Source organism: Protofrankia sp. CiT1, from assembly GCF_917627335.1.
Lineage (GTDB): Bacteria > Actinomycetota > Actinomycetes > Frankiales > Frankiaceae > Protofrankia.
Genome location: NZ_CAKJTP010000048.1, coordinates 13,295 through 29,362 on the forward strand (window position 1 = coordinate 13,295; position 16,068 = coordinate 29,362).

The following is a 16,068-nucleotide window of genomic DNA, read 5'->3' on the forward strand; positions in this document are numbered from 1 at the left end:
AGGGAGCGGGGCTGGGGTGCGTGTATCGCGAGGCGGCGGAGGGAGTCACCCTGGTGTTGGGTGGCGACCGACGACAACGCGGTGAGGTGCGTGCCCCAGCCCCGCGACGCCGCGTCCCCTGTTGCCGGGCGCTCTTAGCCCCGCCTTTGGTGGCCACGCCGGTCCCGGCGTGGCCACCAAGCCGTGCCGCGAGTGCCGTGGCCGGGTCAGGCGGAGCAGGACCAGCTGATCGAGCCGGCCAGGGTACGGCCCGCCGAAGTCTGGCCGGTGAATGACAGCGAACCGCCCGAAGACGTGATCGTCGCAGTGGTCGCGATGGCCTCCACCGCGTACGGGCCGTCCGTGGATGAGCCGACGGAAACGGTGACCACGGCCGGGTAGGAGCCGGCTCCGTGGTAGGCGGCGATCCGGACGGTCGCTGTAACGGTGTACCCATGAATGACGCCGCTGGCGGATTCCACGTAGCGCCGGCCTGTGTCGCAGCTGACGGTTGTGTCCACGTGACCGGCGACTGTGATTGGCGATGTGATCGACACTGTCAGAGATCCCGGCCCGCCGACGCCGCGTCCGGCGGACGTACCACCCGTCGCCGGTGCGGTTGCCACGGGCACGGTTGCCACGGGCACGGTTGTCACAGGCACGGTTGCCGTCACCGATGACGAGGTGCTGGAGGCCTGTGTGGTCGCCGCGGACACGGCCGTGCCGGCGGTGCGGGCACCGGGTTGGCATGCGGACAGCGGAAGAACTGCCATGCCGACGAGGAGCATGACGGCCATCCGGGATCGGCTGGCGTGATGACGGTTCATCGTTTGACACCTCGTATCGGAGCGGGACAGCGGGTGCTGTTCTCAGCTCTGGAGCCTGCCCGGCGTTTATGAGAGCCGGATGTATGAACAGGCGGTTCGGCTCGCATGGAACTCATATGTTCGTCCGGTGTGATTGCGACCCGCGGGGCGCACGGAGGGCGTGGGAGGGACATGAGCGAGAACGGGAGCCGTGATTCGCGGTCGATGCGGGTCCTGGTCGTGGATGATGAGGCGAACATCGTCGATCTTGTCCGTATGTCCTTGCGCTTCCACGGCTTTGACGTGGTTACCGCAGCTTCCGGCCGGGAGGCGATGACCGCTGTCACCGAGATGGCACCGGATCTTGTGGTGCTTGACGTGGGGCTGCCCGACACCGACGGTTTCGAGGTCTGCCGTCGGCTGCGTGACGCTGGAGCCGAGACCCCGGTGATTTTTTTGACCGCTCGTGATCGCCATACCGACAAGGTCGCTGGTCTGACCTACGGCGGCGACGACTACGTGACCAAGCCCTTTTCCATCGATGAACTGGTAGCCCGGGTGCGCGCGGTGCTCCGGCGGGCACGGCGCGACCAGTCACCGCTGGCCGCGCAGGTCCTGGTCTTCGCCGATCTCGTCCTGAACGAGGACAGCCACGAGGTGGCCCGGGGCGGTCATCCGCTGGAGTTGTCGCCCACCGAGTTCAAACTGCTGCGATATTTGTTGGCGAACCCGCGCCGGGTATTGTCACGTGCCCAGATCCTCGACGCGGTCTGGAATTACGACTTCGACGGTGGCCACACCATCGTCGACCAGTATGTGAGCTACCTACGGCGTAAGCTTGCGCCGCACGGACCGCCGTTGATCCATACCCAGCGCGGCTTCGGCTATGTGCTGCGAGAGCCTGGCGCGCAGCTTTGACCGTATCGATACGTGACGATCGTCGTGTCTGGTCAAAGGCCGCGCGATGCTGGTTTTTCGCGCGGCCGGCGACTTTGGTCTGGGTGTCTGGTCAAAGGCCGCGCGATGCTGGTTTTTCGCGCGGCCTTTGACCCCGGTGAGTTACCCGGTCGGTCGGGATGGCCCGGCGCCGGCTCCGAGACGATCGATGCCCAGCTCGATGTCATCGATGTCCTCCGCGGTCAGCGCGAGGGTGGCGGCCGTGATCCATCCATTGACCTGGCTTGGCCTGCGCGCGCCGACGATCGCCGCGGTCACACCGTCGAACGCGAGGGTCCAGGCGACGGCTACCGAGGCGACGGTCGTGTTGTGCCTTTTTGCCACCGTTCGCAGGATGTCAGCGAGAGCGAGGTTGCTGTGCAGTGCCTCGCCGGTGAAGTCCGGTGAGGCGCGCCGCCAGTCGTCGGCCGGGAGGTCGGCCGATCGCTGCGCTGACCATGCCCCGCTGAGCAGCCCCGACTGCATCGGGCTGTAGACGATTACCCCGATGTTGTGCTTGGCGCAGTACGGCAGGATGTCCGTGGCCACGGTCCGCTTGATCGCTGAGAACGGCGGCTGGAGAACATCAACCCCGCCCGCGGATGCGGCACGCTCGAGCAGGTCGACGTCGAAGTTGGACACGCCCACCGACCGGATCTTTCCTTCCGCGCGCAGTTCGTGCAGTGTCGCGACGGAATCCTCGATCGGTGTGCCGTCCTTCGGCGGCCAGTGCAGTTGGTAAAGATCGATTCTTTCGATCTTCAATCGTCGCAGGGACGCGTTGACCTCACGGCGGATCGACTCGGGCGAGCCCACTCTGGCGGGCAACAGGTCATGATCTGATTTCCAGGTCATGCCGCACTTTGTGAACACGTATGGCCGGTCGGCTTCGCCGATGTCCGCGAGCGCCCGTGCCACGACCTCCTCGGAGTGCCCGCGGCCGTATACAGCCGCTGTGTCGATCCAGTTCACGCCGTGCTCGACGGCATGCCGAATGGCGGCCACCGATTCATCGTCGTCCTGGGCGCCCCATCCGAATGCGTGCTCCGCACCGCCGATCGCCCAGGCGCCGAAGCCAACCCGGGTGATGTTCAAACCGGTCGGGCCCAAGAGCATTGTAGGAAGGGTCATGGTCAGTGTGTACCCCCATGCGAGACTCCGGATCTGGGTGGAACGAGGACTCCTGGGATCCAGGCGGCTGGCTCCGACCGGACCGTACCGGCTTCTCCAGCATGAAAGCATTCACGCGACCGGAAGTCCCGCGGCCAGGAATGTCAGTAATGTCATGTTTGTCTTGTTGACATTCCTGAAGATGAGCGGCCTCCGCCGCGGCCGGCCAGGGCCGGTGCGCGGCGGCGAGCGGGAATGCCGTCTGGTCGCGGGCGGTCTGGGCGTGTCGTCCGCGGGCGTTGGACAGCCCGGGTCATTGGATGGTCGCACGGTGATCCGCTGGTGAAATATGCACCATGATTTTTACTATGAGTAGTCATACTGGTGGTACGGGTTATCTGCCGGCTGGCAGGTGGGATGCCCGCGCCATGAGTACGCGGCCGGGCCGCATAGGAACACCCAGGCCGGTCCCGGGGGTGTCAGCCGCCTCGGGGGCTGGTAGCCACGATCGGCTCCCTGGAGGCGTTGACCATGGGCAGTTCTGGTGGCACGCCCTGACGGTGGCCGGCCGCGGCGCTCTGCCGGCGCGGACGATGGAGGTGCCCGCGACCGGTAGTCGCGGTGGGTTACCTCGGGCGATGCGCCGCCATCCGCTACGTGAGGTATGTAGTGGACTTCCTTCCCCGGAGACCTCCCGTGATGGCCTGTAGCCGTGTAGCGTCTTCCATGGCCAAGTTCGGCGGTTGGCGTCTACAAGGGACGCGGACGGCGAACACTGTCGTGGGAGCGCCAAAATCTCACTTCAGACGGTCCGGGGCCCGCGCGGTGTGGGTCCTGACTGCACCAGCAGGGAGAACGGCACGTGGCTCAGGGCACGGTTAAGTGGTTCAACTCGGAGAAGGGCTTCGGCTTCATCTCCGTGGACGGCGGCGGTTCGGATGTCTTCGTCCACTACAGCGCGATTGACATGGACGGGTACAAGAGCCTGGAAGAAGGGCAGCGGGTCGAGTTCCAAGTGACCCAAGGACAGAAGGGTCCACAGGCTGACGCCGTTCGGGTCGTCTGAGCCACGAGGGACGTAACTCCACAGTCGTAGGGCGAGGGTCCGCCATCCCCAGCTGAGGAGGCGGGCCTTCGTTATCTGTCGGTGGCGGGCGACACGTTCGGATTCATAACGCATCGCGTTTCTTTTTCGTGTTGTTTCTTTTCTGGTAGATTGCGTGTTTCCGCATAGCCGCTGACGTGCGCTCGAATATGTCGGGTCCGTCAGCTGCCATCTTTTTTGTTGAATAGGAGCGCCCGGTAACAGAGGACCGCGGCGTCGCGGGGCTGGGGCACGCCCCTCGCCGCGCTGCCGGATTTTTTGCCGAGCGTATCCGCCGGATGGAACGCTCGTAGCAAAATTTCCGTCAACCACGCCGACGCGGGGGACTATCGACCGCGGGACACCAGGAGTTCGGCGATCTGCAGGGTGTTCAAGGCCGCACCCTTGCGGAGGTTGTCGCCACAGACGAACATGGCGAGCTCACACGGGTCGTCGGGCGATTGCCTGATCCGCCCGACCCAGGTCGGATCGGTACCGACGACATCTGCCGGCGTTGGGAAATCCCCTGCGGCCGGGTCGTCCAGGACCGCCACACCTGGCGCCGCGCGCAGGACGGCTCGTGCCTCATCCGCCGTTACCGGACGCGCGAACCACGCGTGTACCGCCACCGCGTGGGTCGTCACGACCGGTACCCGGACACAGGTCGCGGATACCCTGAGGCCGGGGAGCCCGAGGATTTTCCGTGACTCGTTCCGGATCTTAATTTCCTCGGACGACCAGCCGCCGTCCTTGTAGGAACCGGCCCACGGCACCACGTTCAGCGCGAGCGGCGCGGGGAACGGGCCGAGCCCGTTCTCCCCGATCGCCTTGCGGACGTCTCCGGCACTCTGTCCGAGTCTGAGCTCGATGTCGCCAGCCGTGCCGGCAGGCAGGCCGGCCGCGTCGGCCGGCGGCATGTTGCGGTGGGCGAGCCCGGCATCGAGGACGACCGCGAGCTGGGCGTACAGCGTGTCGATACCGGCTTGGCCCGCTCCGCTCGCTGCCTGGTAGGAGGTCGCCACCAGGGAGTCCAGCCCGAACACCCGGTGTAGCGCGCCAACCGCGACGATCATTGACAGTGTCGTGCAGTTCGGGTTGGCGATGATCCCACGAGGTCGCCTCGCCGCAGCCTGCGCGTTCACCTCGGGGACGACGAGCGGGACGTCGGCATCCATCCGGAAAGCGCCCGAGTTGTCGACCACGGTAGCCCCACGGGACGCGGCGACCGGTGCCCACTCCTTGGAGACCTCATCCGGAACGTCGAACATCGCGATGTCGACGCCGTCGAAGACCTCGGGAGCCAGCGCAAGCACCTCGACGTCCCTGCCGCGCAGCCGCAGTTTCCGCCCAGCGGACCGGGCGGAAGCGATCAAGCGGATCTCTCCCCAGATGTTCGGGCGTTCCGTCAGCAGCGACAGCATCACGGTGCCGACCGCACCGGTCGCGCCGACTACAGCGAGTGTTGGGCGGTGGGCGGCAGTCTGTGTCGTCATCGGCCGGTGCCCGCGTACACGACGGCCTGGCCGTTGGGATCGGAGAGGTCGAAGGCACTGTGGACGGCCCGGACTGCTACGGGCAGGTCGGTGTCGCGGATGACGACCGAGATCCGGATCTCGGAGGTTGAGATGATCTCTACATTGACCCCGGCGTCCGCGAGCGCGCCGAAAAAACGGGCTGACACCCCTGGATGCGACTTCATCCCGGCGCCGATCAGGGAGAGTTTGCCGATGTGATCGTCGTACAGGGTCCGTTCGAAGCCAATCTGGCCACGGACCTTCGTCAGCGCGGTCAGCGCGGTACGGCCGTCGGCTTTCGGGAGGGTGAAGGAGATGTCGGTCCGCCCGGTGCCGGCGACCGAACCGACCTGCACGATCATATCGAGGTTGACGTCCGCGTCAGCGACGGCTCGGAAGACGGCAGCGGCCACGCCGGGCTTGTCCGGGCAGCCGGCCACGGTCACCTTCGCCTCGCTCTGGTCGTGTGCGACTCCGCGGATGATGGCCTGTTCCACGAGATCTGCCTCCGGAATCTCGGTGACCCACGTACCCGGCTTCGAGGAGAACGAGGAACGGACGTGGACGGGGACGGTGTAGCGGCGGGCATACTCGACGCACCGAAGCATGAGAACTTTGGCGCCGCAGGCCGCCATCTCCATCATTTCCTCGTATGAGATGCGCTCGATGCGGCGTGCGTCCGGCACGATACGCGGGTCGGCGGTGAAAACGCCGTCCACATCGGTGTATATTTCGCAGAAATCAGCCCGCAAGGCGGCCGCGAGGGCCACGGCGGTCGTGTCCGACCCACCTCGGCCGAGCGTCGTCACGTCCTTCGTATCCTGGCTGACACCCTGGAAACCGGCGACGATCGCGATCGCACCTGAGTCCAGAGCGTCACGGATGCGTCCCGGTGTGACATCGATGATGCGGGCCTTGCCATGCGCCGAAGTAGTGATCACTCCCGCCTGGGAGCCCGTGAACGACCGTGCCTCGGCACCCAGGTTTGAGATCGCCATGGCCAGCAGTGCCATCGAGATGCGTTCACCGGCGGTGAGCAGCATGTCGAGCTCTCGGGCCGGTGGTACCGGCGTGATCTGTTCGGCGAGTTCCAGCAGGTCATCGGTCGTGTCACCCATCGCGCTCACCACGACCACCACATCGTCGCCGGAACGGCGCTGAGACACGATCCGTTCGGCGACCCGTTTGATCCGGTTGGCATCCGAGACGGAGGAACCGCCGAACTTCGTCACCACGACCGCCATGGGGCCCAGGCTACTTGGCACTCAGGGGACGGAGAAGAGCTGCGGTCACGGTGCTTTCGGGTGGGCGATCAGATTGCCCCACCGGAGCGGGCGGCCGTCTTGCCCGCGCTGGGGAACGAGGCGTTGCCGCCACGGCGGCCGTTATCATATTTTTTTGATTTTGAAAATAGTTTTTTGGAATTTTCAAAAAAATTAAGCATTCGATAATAGAGGTTTAGATCAAGGAGCGGGGTTGGGGCGCGTGCATCGCGAGGCGGTGGAGGGAGCCGCTCTGGTGGTGGGTGGCGATTGACGAGCTGGGGTGCCCGTGCATCGCGCGGCGTATGGCCGGGGAGCGATGACGCGAGGCGCGGGCCCCAGCCTCGCGACGCCGCTTCCTGCTCGGACGCCCCGCTGCCGGAAGCCTCTTAACCGCTATTTTGCGTGGGGCGTAATGATGTACGCGGTGGGACATGTGTGGGTTACGCGTGGGTCATGTGTGAGATGGCTTGCCTGGCGCTGTTTCACCGAGTGTTCCAGTGGTGGCACGGCGCTGCTGGTTGGTCACATTTTTATGATGTGGGTTGAAGTGGGTTCTTCGTTGGTTTGTCAACCGATAATCATTAATTTTTCTTTCATGCATATGATGCTGCTATTACGGATGGTGGCTGACGTTCGCGCATCGTGGGGGCCCATGAGGATGCGGGCCGGTTCACCGCTATGCTCCTTTCGTCCTACTTGGGGGGGACACCAAGATTGGGACCTACGAAAGGCTTAGAGAGCCAGTGATGATCAACTGCAGTGCCCGGTGGAGTCCCGTGGCAAGCACCGAGGCACTAGGCGTGGGCCCTCGAGGCGCCTCTCCGCTGGGCGACGTGGCCGAGTGCTCCCAGGAGCGCCGTGCCGGGCGCCACTCGGCTGCCAGCCGGCTACCAGCCACCGTGGTGTTGTCCGCTGTTCTCCTGACCGGTGGGCTTGCCGCGTGCAAGCCAGCCGATTCGAGCCTGACGCAACCCGCCCATAGCACGGCGGCCCCCGCGGGAAACCAGGCACCGATCCAGACGCCCGCGGCTCCCACGGCTACCGGGAGCACGCTGTCTGCCGGGTCGGTTGTTTCGTCTCCGGCAGCCACAGCGACCGCCCAGGCCTCAGCGCCTGCCGCCGCATCGGCCTTGCCAGCCCTGGTTGCCGGGCTGACGGGGATTCCGGTGCCGCCGGCGCCGTTGCGTCAGGTCGGGGTGTCGACCACCCAGCAGTTGACCGCCGCGCTCGCGAACGCCCGGCCAGGGGATCTCATCCAACTCGCGGACGGGCAGTACAGCGGGCACTTCGTCGCCAACCGGGCGGCGACCGCGAAGGCCCCGATCACGGTGCGTGGCTCACGCAACGCAGTGCTCGATGGTGGGTCGATCAACAGTGGCTATGTCTTTCACCTTGACAACGCCGATTACTGGCGCTTGGAGGGTTTCACGGTCCAGGACGGCCAGAAGGGGGTGATGACCGACCAGACCAGCGGGGCGGTCATCACCGGACTGCTGGTGCGGAACATCGGTGACGAGGGCATCCACCTACGGAACTTCTCGACTGACAACATCGTCGCCGGGTCGACGGTCAGCGGTACCGGGCGCAAGGATCCGGGCTTCGGCGAGGGCATCTACATCGGCTCGGCCGAGTCGAACTGGGCAAAGTTCAGCGGTGGGAAGCCGGATAACTCCGATCGTAACCAGATTATCGGTAACGCAATCAACGGAGTGACCGCGGAGGCGGTTGACATCAAGGAAGCCACAACCGGTGGCGTCCTGCGGAGCAACACCTTCGACGGCTCCGCCATCACGGGTGACAACTACGCGGATTCGTGGGTCGACGTGAAGGGCAACAACTGGCTCATCGAGGGCAACGTCGGTGTCAACAGCCCGAAGGATGGTATCCAGACCCATGTCGTCGTCGACGGCTGGGGAATGGGAAACATCATCACCGGCAACAAGCTCGACGTCCGCGGTCCCGGCTTTGGTGTCAGCGTTGACAAGCCGGACAAGACCAAGAACACCGTCTCCTGCACCAACACCGTCACCGCGGCGGCGAGCGGGTTGTTCAACGTGCCCTGCGCGCGGTAACGCTCTCCGCACGCGGTAACAGTCCCATCGCTGTGGGATCGCGGGTGGCTCGCGAGGTTTCGGGCCACCCGCAGTCACTGTTTCCAGCTGTATGAAGTCGTCGATGTCCGCGGCGAACAGCGCGTTACGCGAACCAACAACTCATCGGCCGATCTGTTGCGCGCAAGGCTCCTTGCTGGCAGTGTCTGCTTCGATTTCCATGATTGAGTCGAAAATACAGAATGAACCGCCCCGGGTTCTTTGGAGACCGGGATGCCTGCGCTTCGGTCGGCATAGCAGCTTCGTCCTGCGGGTAGTAGCGGGACTCGAATTCGGCGGGCTTGTTTTTACGATCCGGTGACGGCGCGGTTCTTGACGGTCGACCCGGCTCTGGATCTCACGCGTAGTCCGTATGGGTATGTCGGGGGGAATCCGCTTAACGACGCGGATCCGAGTGGGCTGTGTGGGTTCTGGTGCAAGGTCGGTACCGGCCTCGGTATCGGTGCGGTGGTTGTGGGTACTGCGGCGTGCATCGTTCTTGAGCCGTGTGGTCTGGTTGAGGCCGGTGGTGTGGCGCTCGCTTCAGGTGCGCTCGTGCTCGGTGGTGGGGTCACGATCGCGGCCGAGACCGGGGGTGTGGTTGCGGGTGGCGCGGTGGTGGGCGGTCTCATCGGCGGCGTGTCCGCCGCGGTATCGAGTGCCAACGGTGGTTCCAGCGGCCACTCCAGCGGTGGTTCCAGCGGAAGATCCAGTAGTTCCAGCAGCCACTCCAATCCTGCGTCCACAGAGTGCATCGACGATGTATTGTCGAAGTTGCGAACTGGTCGCACTCCGCCGAACCTGGAAGTTGATACGCCAGAGGAAATGCGACAGGTATTCGCTGATATCTCCAGAGATGGGATACCGGTGCAGTCGGGTTATCCGGGTAAGTTCGTTGAGCTGCAAGACGGCACCAAGGTCGGGTTCCGCGAGAGCAGTAGGTCAGGAGGGGAGACAATCGATATTTTCAAGGCCGATGGTACGCATGTCAAGGTTCATCTCCCATGATTGATTTGTTGGCCAAAGAAATACTCAAAGCCGGCCTTGATGACTGGGTCCCGCTGCTGGCTGTCGATTCGCTTGCGCGACGCTTTCTGTCATCGACTGACGAGGATTCTGTTCATCGAGAAGTTATTGAAACGATTAATTATCTTGTTGTTGAAAATCTTGTTGAGATTGGTGAAATAACGGATGGCGGATTTTCCCCTTGGGGTGACTCCGTCGCCGATGCATTGATGCGAATAAAGCATTCATACCAGGGTTTTGATGCAAACCGCTGGGGATTCACCTGTTGGCTCAATAACACGCCGCAGGGTGATAGGATTGGAAAAATCATCGTCGATAATACGGAATGAACCGCCCCGGGTTCTTGGGAGACCAGGATGCTTGGGCTTCGGTCGGCGCAGTTCCAGCAGCCGCTCCGATCCTGCGTCCACAGAGTGCATCGGGTATGACCATGGTCGTCGCTGGGTGGTGTTGACATCTGTCACCAGTGATGGCACTGCCGGGCCCCTACCGCACCCAACCGGACCGACTGTAGGCGGGTGCCCTAGCGTGTGCGAAGGTTCTTTCGTAGCTGTTGGAGCGCCGGCAACAGGGGCGTTGATCAAGGAGTGAGGCTGGGGTGCGTGCATCGCGCGGCGATGGCTGGGGAGCGATGACGCGAGGTGCGCACCCCAACCCCGCAATGCCGCGTCCCCTGTTGCCGGGCGCTCTTAAGCCCAAGTCGCGCGATCATGACCTTTTCGCGTCGCCGGAGGTTCCTGGGGTAAGTCTGTACCTGCACGGGACGATCCGCACCGACGCGGACCGATCAGAGGAGACGATCTACAGATGGCCATCAGCCTTGCCAAGGGCGGCAACGTCAGCCTTACCAAACAGGCCGCCGACGCGGGCACACCTCAGCTCACCGCGTTGACGGTTGGGCTCGGGTGGGACGCTCGCACCACCACTGGCACCGACTTCGACCTGGACGCCTCCGCCATCGGGGTGAAGGCAGACGGTAAGGCTCTCACCAACGAGCATTTTGTCTTCTTCAACAACCTGAAGTCCCCGGAGGGCGCCATCACGCTCACCGGCGACAATCTCACCGGCGCGGGTGAGGGGGACGACGAGTCGATCGTCATCAACCTTGGCCAGGTGCCGGCCGACATCGACAAGATTGTCGTTCCGGTGTCGATCTACGGTGCGCAGGACCGGCACCAGAACTTCGGCCAGGTGCGCAACGCCTACATCCGTGTCGTCGACCAGACCGGCACTGAGCTGGTCCGTTATGATCTTTCCGAGGACTACTCCACTGAGACGGTAGTCATTTTCGGTGAGGTTTACCGCAACGGCGCCGAGTGGAAGTTCCGTGCGGTTGGCCAGGGCCACAACGACCTCGGCGGTCTCGCCCGTGATCATGGCGTCAACATCTGACGCATCGCTTTCAACGTATCATCTGGCTCTTTTCGCCTATATGGCATGATCCGTCGGTGGACGGCGATACTTCAGGTCACCGTCCACCGAGGGCGGTTTTGCCGACGGTGACAGCGTATGGGCGGCAAGCGGTAAGCGGTAATGCAGCGGGCTGATCGGGGAACATCAAGGGCATGACACCGATGATGACGGCCTGGCAGGTCACCACACCGGCTCCGGCGACGGCGCGACCGCTGCGGCGCACGGCCGTCCCCGTGCCAGAGCCGGCTGCCGGCGAGGTGCGTCTACAGGTCGTAGCCTGTGGGGTCTGCCGTACGGACCTACATCTGGCCGAGGGCGATCTGCGACCGCGCAGGCCCAACACCGTTCCCGGGCACGAGATCGTCGGTTATGTCGACGCAGTCGGCCCTGCGGTGAAAGGTGTTGCTATCGGTGATCGGCTGGGAATCGCCTGGCTGCGGGAGACCGACGGGACATGTACCTACTGCGGCCGCGGCGCGGAGAATTTGTGTCTGACCTCCCGCTACACCGGTTGGGATGCCGACGGCGGTTATGCCGAGTACGCCGTGGCCCGGGCGGACTACGCCTACCGGCTGCCGGATGGTTATTCCGATGCTGAACTGGCACCGCTGCTGTGCGCAGGAATCGTCGGATTCCGGGCGCTGCGTCGCGCTGAGCTCCCGGCCGGTGGCCGGCTTGGGGTATACGGCTTTGGCGCATCCGCCCACCTTGCCGCGCAGGTGGCACTGGCGCAGGGCGCGAGGGTCCACGTGATGACCCGCTCCGAGGATGCGCGACAGCTCGCGCTCGCGCTCGGCGCGTCTTCGGCCGGCGGGGCCTACGACGCCCCGCCGGAGCCGCTCGACGCAGCCGTTCTGTTCGCCCCGGTTGGCGACCTGGTCCCGGTCGCGCTGGGGGCCCTGGACCGCGGCGGGACGCTGTCGGTCGCCGGTATCCACCTCTCCGATGTGCCGGTGCTGAGCTATCAGCGCCACCTGTTCCAGGAACGGACGCTGCGTAGCACGACCGCGAACACCCGGGCGGACGGGCGCGAGTTTCTCGGGATCGCGCGGCGGCATCGGCTCGCGGTCACGGTCCAGCTGTATCCGCTCGACCGAGCGGACCAGGCGTTGATCGACTTGGCCTCGGACCGGGTGAACGGCGCCGCGGTCCTGCTCCCGGCCGGCTGAACAGCGCGGGCGTGGCGCGGTACGTAGCGGTCGTCGGGCGTGGCGCTCCCAGGGAGGCGCTGGTCAGCCTTGTTTGACCGCCAGCAGTCGGCGTTCGGCGGAAGTCAGCAAGTCTGATATTTCCCGGTTGAGGTACCCGGTGGCGCCACGTCCGATCTGCCGGCGGCGCAGGATGCCCGCGCCGACAAGCTCCTCGGCTGCGGCCCACGCGGCCTGCACGGACACGTCCAGGATGCGCGCCGCGCTGGTTGCTGTGATCACAGGGGAGGTGGATAGTACGGTGAGTAACCGATCGACTGTCGCGGGTTCTCGCGGCCGGTTGCGGACCGCGACTGTTCGCTCGCGGAAAGCTGTCAGTCTGGCATCCCAGGACCGGCGTAGTTCGGCGATCTCCTCGGCGAACATACGGGCCTCCTCGATCGCCACGACCAGGGAGTCGAGAAAGAAGGTCAGCCACTGGTTCAGCGCCGCGTGGGCGGCTCGGCCACCAGGCGGGCCATCATGGCAGTAGGCGGCCAGCGCCGTCACATACCTGTCGGAGCGGCTCACAAAGGCGAGGCTGATCGGCAGCACGGCGGGTGTGACCAATCCTCGGCGGGCGAGCACGGCATGGATCAGCGTCCGTGCCACCCGCCCGTTGCCGTTGTCGAATGGCTGGATGGTCTCGAACTGGGCGTGGACGAGCCCAGCCTGGATCAGCGGTGGGTGAGCGTCGCCTGAAGCATAGGCGACAAGATCGGTCATCAGCCTGACCACATCGGACGGTGGCGTAGGTATGAAGGCCGCGTCGAGGGGGTTCCATTCGCTCCCGCCGAGCCAGGTCTGGACGGATCGCGGGCCGGTGTGCCGGTGGCCTGGCAGCAGGGTGCGCTGCAAGCTGACAATACCGTCCACGGTGATGGCCTCAGTGCCGGGAAGATCGGTGACCGCGCGCCGGAGCGCGGCGATGTTGCGGGCGACCCGGCGGGCGTTCACGCTGAAACCCTCGACGACATTGTCGGAGCCGGCTCCAGCGGCGAACTCCGCCAAGGCGACCTGCTGGGGAGCGACCTGGATTCCCGCGATCCGGGACGACGCGACTGCCTCGGCGCGCAGCAGAAAATCTGCCAGCTGGTCCAGGCTCACCACGACCGTGCTGGTCAGTGATCGGATGCCCACCTCGATCGCTGTCGCGCGCGCGATGAGATCCTTGTGAAGGACCGGCGGAGACCCGGCCAGCGGATCAGGATAGTACGGGCGATACACCCCTGTGCGGCGTCCGCGCAACGGCGCGGCCGGGTTCGGGGACCAGAGTTGTTCCCCGTATCGACCCATCGCCGGATTCCTCTGTTTTCAGCACTTCGACACCAGCCAACACTACGGCCTTTCCCCGAATAGCCGCTTCGCGACGATTCGCCGGGCCCCTGGCTCTTGGGCTGGCCGCCGCCCGGAGGCCGCTCAACTCCTGCCCCGGCCCAGCAGGTGTAGCAGCCCGGCCGCAGTTGCGCTGAGCGTGGCGGCGACGAGTACATCCCGGGGCAACAGATCGGCGGACTCCCGCTGGATGCGTCCGTGGAAGCGGTCGAAGCGGCCCGGCCATGGACTGCGTCCGGCGAAGTAGATTCCGATTTTGTCGGTGTCGGGAAGGCATGCCCCACTCATACCGGCAAGCACCGCGAGCCGCCGGCCGGGTGGCGCGGCCGCGGTCAGAAGGCCCATTGCGATCAGCCCTGCCACGCCGTCGCGCCGGGCGACCGGGATCCAGCTCAGCCCTGGGCCGGTACCCCAGTGCGGCAGCATGTCCATTGCCAGATGGGAGGCGAAGCCCACCGCAAACGCGGGCAGCGGCCGGCGTACTGCCGTCCCGAGCAGCGCTCCCGCACCTACATGTGCACTAATGATCATTTGTTGTGCGCTCCTGAGGGTCGTAGGAGTTCATCCGCGCGCGGACGACCGGGCCGCGAACGTCACCTGAACAGGCTGTATGTCTCTTTCCTCGCGGCCAAAGGCGGCGCGGGAGGGGTGCGGCCGCGCCGTCCTGCTGAACTCGACAGGAGTTGCCCACAGTAGCCGAGAGGCGTTCGCACGCCGCCACGCGCGATGCGGGGTAACACTGTCTATCCCAACAGCGCCTGACCGGGGAGCGCCCGGTCAGGCGACGACGCGACGGCCTTCGAAGGCGCGGCCGAGAGTCACCTCGTCCGCCCATTCCAGGTCGCCGCCCATCGGTAGGCCACTGGCCAGGCGGGTGACCTTCACGCCCATCGGAGCGATCTGCCGAGCCAGATAGGACGCGGTGACTTCACCTTCGGTGTTCGGATCTGTCGCGAGAATCAGCTCGGTCACCGTTCCATCGGCCAGCCGAGCGATCAGCTCCCGGATATGCAGATCGTCAGGGCCTATTCCGCCGATCGGATTGATTGCGCCGCCAAGAACGTGATAACGCCCTCGGAACTCCCGCGTCCGCTCGATGGCGATGACGTCCTTCGATTCCTCGACGACGCAGATCTGTTCTGGATCACGCCGCTGGTCCGAGCAGATCCGGCACAGTTCCGCCTGCGCGACGTTGAAGCAGAGCCGGCAGAACCGTACCTTGTCTTTGATCTCGTTCAACGTGGCCGCGAGGCGCCGCACATCAGCGGGGTCCGCGGAAAGAAGATGGAAAGCGATCCGCTGCGCGCTTTTCGGGCCGATACCCGGCAGCCTACCGAGCTCGTCGATCAGATCCTGGACGATCCCCTCGTACATCGTTACTGACCTGCCCCGATGCGGTTACCAGATACGGCCCAGCCGTCCATCGACATGGCTGTCACCCCAGGCCCGAGGTGTCAGAACCCGGCCCGGATCCGCCTGCTAGACCTGACCGGCCCGCCGGACCTGGCGGTCCGCCGGGAATACCGAGCCCGCCGAGGGCGTCGCCGAGCCCGCCGGTGACCTGGCCCATGCGATCCGAGGCAAGCCCGCGCGCATTGCCGGCGGCGTCCCGGACGGCCGCGAGGACGAGGTCCGCCAAGGTCTCGGTGTCGGCCGGATCGACCGCGGCGGGGCTGATGGTGAGATCGACCAGCTCGCCGCCGCCAGTCACAGTGGCTTTCACCAGGCCTCCGCCGGCGGTGCCCTCCACCCTGGTGCCGGCGAGCTCCTGCTGGGCGTTCATCAACTCGGCCTGCATCCGCTGGGCCTGCATGAGGAACTGGCCGAAGTCCGGCCCAGGTGTCTGCGGGTTCGACATGTCCCTGAGCCTACGTCCGGGTTCCGATACACCTTGCGGGGAAGGCCGCGATTCGCGGTCCAGCTGGTTGGGTGTGCCCGCGGATATCCGGCTGGTCTCCTGGCGCGCTCAGTCGGCGGGTTGCTCGATGACAGTGGCGCCGAGATCGGACCGCAGCAATGCCATCGCGGCGGCCTCCCCCGACAGCGACGCCTCTGGGTGGGCTGGCGCGTCATCGTCGTCAGGGGAGGCTTCATCGTCGATGTCGCCGTGGCTGGCCGTTGCCGTCACCGGTGCTGTTGGCGTCATCGGTGTTGTTGGTGTCACCGGTGCTGTTGGCGCCGCAGCTGACGTTGTTGGCGCCGCCGGCGTTGCTGACGATGGCGGGTACATGGGCGAGCGTCCTGTCACATCCACGCCTGCCTGGGCGCTGGCATGACCGTTGCCCACGGCGGGTGAACCCGACCGGTCGGCGGTCGTCGCCGC

General features: G+C 65.3%; 17 protein-coding genes and 1 pseudogene. 9 read left to right on the forward strand and 9 right to left on the reverse strand.

Annotation, left to right across the window (positions count from 1 at the left end):
• Positions 1 to 206: 206 nt before the first annotated feature.
• A complete protein-coding gene (locus tag MJ785_RS10430; RefSeq protein WP_239345345.1) occupies positions 207 to 500 on the reverse strand; it encodes a hypothetical protein in 294 nt (97 codons plus the stop codon).
• Positions 501 to 525: 25 nt separating this feature from the next.
• Here MJ785_RS10430 and MJ785_RS10435 point away from each other — a divergent pair, with 25 nt between their 5' ends.
• Both MJ785_RS10435 and MJ785_RS10440 read left to right on the forward strand, forming a co-directional pair.
• On the forward strand, positions 526 to 795 hold the full coding sequence (locus MJ785_RS10435) for a hypothetical protein (protein WP_239380607.1): 270 nt from the start codon (positions 526 to 528) through the stop codon (positions 793 to 795).
• A gap of 182 nt (positions 796 to 977) precedes the next feature.
• On the forward strand, positions 978 to 1,703 hold the full coding sequence (locus MJ785_RS10440) for a response regulator transcription factor (protein ID WP_239372808.1): 726 nt from the start codon (positions 978 to 980) through the stop codon (positions 1,701 to 1,703).
• Between the two features lie 141 nt (positions 1,704 to 1,844).
• On the opposite strand, the gene MJ785_RS10445 is transcribed toward MJ785_RS10440, so the two are convergent.
• Positions 1,845 to 2,852, reverse strand: a complete 1,008-nt coding sequence (locus tag MJ785_RS10445; protein ID WP_239345350.1) for an aldo/keto reductase — start codon at positions 2,850 to 2,852, stop codon at positions 1,845 to 1,847.
• A gap of 841 nt (positions 2,853 to 3,693) precedes the next feature.
• Between MJ785_RS10445 and MJ785_RS10450 the strand changes: the two genes are divergently transcribed.
• Entirely contained in the window at positions 3,694 to 3,897 is a 204-nt protein-coding gene (locus MJ785_RS10450) for a cold-shock protein (protein WP_013872098.1), read from the forward strand.
• Between the two features lie 365 nt (positions 3,898 to 4,262).
• On the opposite strand, the gene MJ785_RS10455 is transcribed toward MJ785_RS10450, so the two are convergent.
• Positions 4,263 to 5,408: an aspartate-semialdehyde dehydrogenase gene (locus tag MJ785_RS10455; RefSeq protein ID WP_239345354.1), complete on the reverse strand. Its 1,146-nt coding sequence runs from the start codon at positions 5,406 to 5,408 to the stop codon at positions 4,263 to 4,265.
• Positions 5,405 to 6,673 carry an aspartate kinase gene (locus tag MJ785_RS10460; protein WP_239308302.1) on the reverse strand — a complete coding sequence of 423 codons (1,269 nt, stop codon included), beginning with the start codon at positions 6,671 to 6,673 and terminating at the stop codon, positions 5,405 to 5,407. Before MJ785_RS10460 ends, MJ785_RS10455 begins: the two co-directional genes overlap by 4 nt.
• A gap of 797 nt (positions 6,674 to 7,470) precedes the next feature.
• Here MJ785_RS10460 and MJ785_RS10465 point away from each other — a divergent pair.
• The 6 genes and pseudogenes from MJ785_RS10465 to MJ785_RS10485 all read left to right on the forward strand — a co-directional run bounded on the left by MJ785_RS10465 (position 7,471) and on the right by MJ785_RS10485 (position 12,392).
• Entirely contained in the window at positions 7,471 to 8,766 is a 1,296-nt protein-coding gene (locus tag MJ785_RS10465) for a nitrous oxide reductase family maturation protein NosD (protein WP_239308301.1), read from the forward strand.
• Between the two features lie 309 nt (positions 8,767 to 9,075).
• Positions 9,076 to 9,195 (forward strand): annotated as a pseudogene (locus MJ785_RS22235) (hypothetical protein); the annotation flags it as partial.
• Between the two features lie 63 nt (positions 9,196 to 9,258).
• Positions 9,259 to 9,792 (forward strand): hypothetical protein, encoded by a 534-nt coding sequence (locus MJ785_RS10470; RefSeq protein ID WP_239308300.1) that lies wholly within the window; start codon positions 9,259 to 9,261, stop codon positions 9,790 to 9,792.
• The gene (locus MJ785_RS10475; protein WP_239308299.1) at positions 9,789 to 10,139 is read left to right on the forward strand and encodes a hypothetical protein; all 351 of its coding nucleotides are present in this window, start codon (positions 9,789 to 9,791) and stop codon (positions 10,137 to 10,139) included. Before MJ785_RS10470 ends, MJ785_RS10475 begins: the two co-directional genes overlap by 4 nt.
• Before the next feature lie 478 nt (positions 10,140 to 10,617).
• Positions 10,618 to 11,202, forward strand: a complete 585-nt coding sequence (locus MJ785_RS10480) for a TerD family protein (RefSeq protein ID WP_239308298.1) — start codon at positions 10,618 to 10,620, stop codon at positions 11,200 to 11,202.
• Between the two features lie 185 nt (positions 11,203 to 11,387).
• Positions 11,388 to 12,392: a zinc-dependent alcohol dehydrogenase family protein gene (locus tag MJ785_RS10485; RefSeq protein WP_239380613.1), complete on the forward strand. Its 1,005-nt coding sequence runs from the start codon at positions 11,388 to 11,390 to the stop codon at positions 12,390 to 12,392.
• A gap of 63 nt (positions 12,393 to 12,455) precedes the next feature.
• Here the strand turns inward: MJ785_RS10485 and MJ785_RS10490 are convergent, their stop codons facing one another.
• From MJ785_RS10490 to MJ785_RS10510, 5 genes are all read right to left on the reverse strand, one after another.
• Entirely contained in the window at positions 12,456 to 13,637 is a 1,182-nt protein-coding gene (locus tag MJ785_RS10490; RefSeq protein WP_239380609.1) for a Fic family protein, read from the reverse strand.
• Positions 13,638 to 13,829: 192 nt separating this feature from the next.
• The gene (locus MJ785_RS10495) at positions 13,830 to 14,276 is read right to left on the reverse strand and encodes a hypothetical protein (RefSeq protein ID WP_239308296.1); all 447 of its coding nucleotides are present in this window, start codon (positions 14,274 to 14,276) and stop codon (positions 13,830 to 13,832) included.
• Between the two features lie 246 nt (positions 14,277 to 14,522).
• The gene (gene recR / locus MJ785_RS10500; RefSeq protein ID WP_239308295.1) at positions 14,523 to 15,119 is read right to left on the reverse strand and encodes a recombination mediator RecR; all 597 of its coding nucleotides are present in this window, start codon (positions 15,117 to 15,119) and stop codon (positions 14,523 to 14,525) included.
• A gap of 61 nt (positions 15,120 to 15,180) precedes the next feature.
• Positions 15,181 to 15,603, reverse strand: a complete 423-nt coding sequence (locus tag MJ785_RS10505; protein WP_239308294.1) for a YbaB/EbfC family nucleoid-associated protein — start codon at positions 15,601 to 15,603, stop codon at positions 15,181 to 15,183.
• A gap of 108 nt (positions 15,604 to 15,711) precedes the next feature.
• On the reverse strand, positions 15,712 to 15,891 hold the full coding sequence (locus MJ785_RS10510; protein WP_239380611.1) for a hypothetical protein: 180 nt from the start codon (positions 15,889 to 15,891) through the stop codon (positions 15,712 to 15,714).
• Positions 15,892 to 16,068: the final 177 nt, after the last annotated feature.

Bases quoted from the DNA above. Each gene is read 5' to 3' on its own strand.
- MJ785_RS10440 (WP_239372808.1), top strand. From the start codon at position 978: ATGAGCGAGAACGGGAGCCGTGATTCGCGGTCGATGCGGGTCCTGGTC.
- MJ785_RS10445 (WP_239345350.1), bottom strand. From the start codon at position 2,852: ATGACCCTTCCTACAATGCTCTTGGGCCCGACCGGTTTGAACATCACC.
- MJ785_RS10455 (WP_239345354.1), bottom strand. From the start codon at position 5,408: ATGACGACACAGACTGCCGCCCACCGCCCAACACTCGCTGTAGTCGGC.
- MJ785_RS10460 (WP_239308302.1), bottom strand. From the start codon at position 6,673: ATGGCGGTCGTGGTGACGAAGTTCGGCGGTTCCTCCGTCTCGGATGCC.
- MJ785_RS10475 (WP_239308299.1), top strand. From the start codon at position 9,789: ATGATTGATTTGTTGGCCAAAGAAATACTCAAAGCCGGCCTTGATGAC.
- MJ785_RS10480 (WP_239308298.1), top strand. From the start codon at position 10,618: ATGGCCATCAGCCTTGCCAAGGGCGGCAACGTCAGCCTTACCAAACAG.
- MJ785_RS10485 (WP_239380613.1), top strand. From the start codon at position 11,388: ATGACGGCCTGGCAGGTCACCACACCGGCTCCGGCGACGGCGCGACCG.
- MJ785_RS10495 (WP_239308296.1), bottom strand. From the start codon at position 14,276: ATGATCATTAGTGCACATGTAGGTGCGGGAGCGCTGCTCGGGACGGCA.
- recR (WP_239308295.1), bottom strand. From the start codon at position 15,119: ATGTACGAGGGGATCGTCCAGGATCTGATCGACGAGCTCGGTAGGCTG.
- MJ785_RS10505 (WP_239308294.1), bottom strand. From the start codon at position 15,603: ATGTCGAACCCGCAGACACCTGGGCCGGACTTCGGCCAGTTCCTCATG.
- MJ785_RS10510 (WP_239380611.1), bottom strand. From the start codon at position 15,891: ATGACGCCAACAGCACCGGTGACGGCAACGGCCAGCCACGGCGACATC.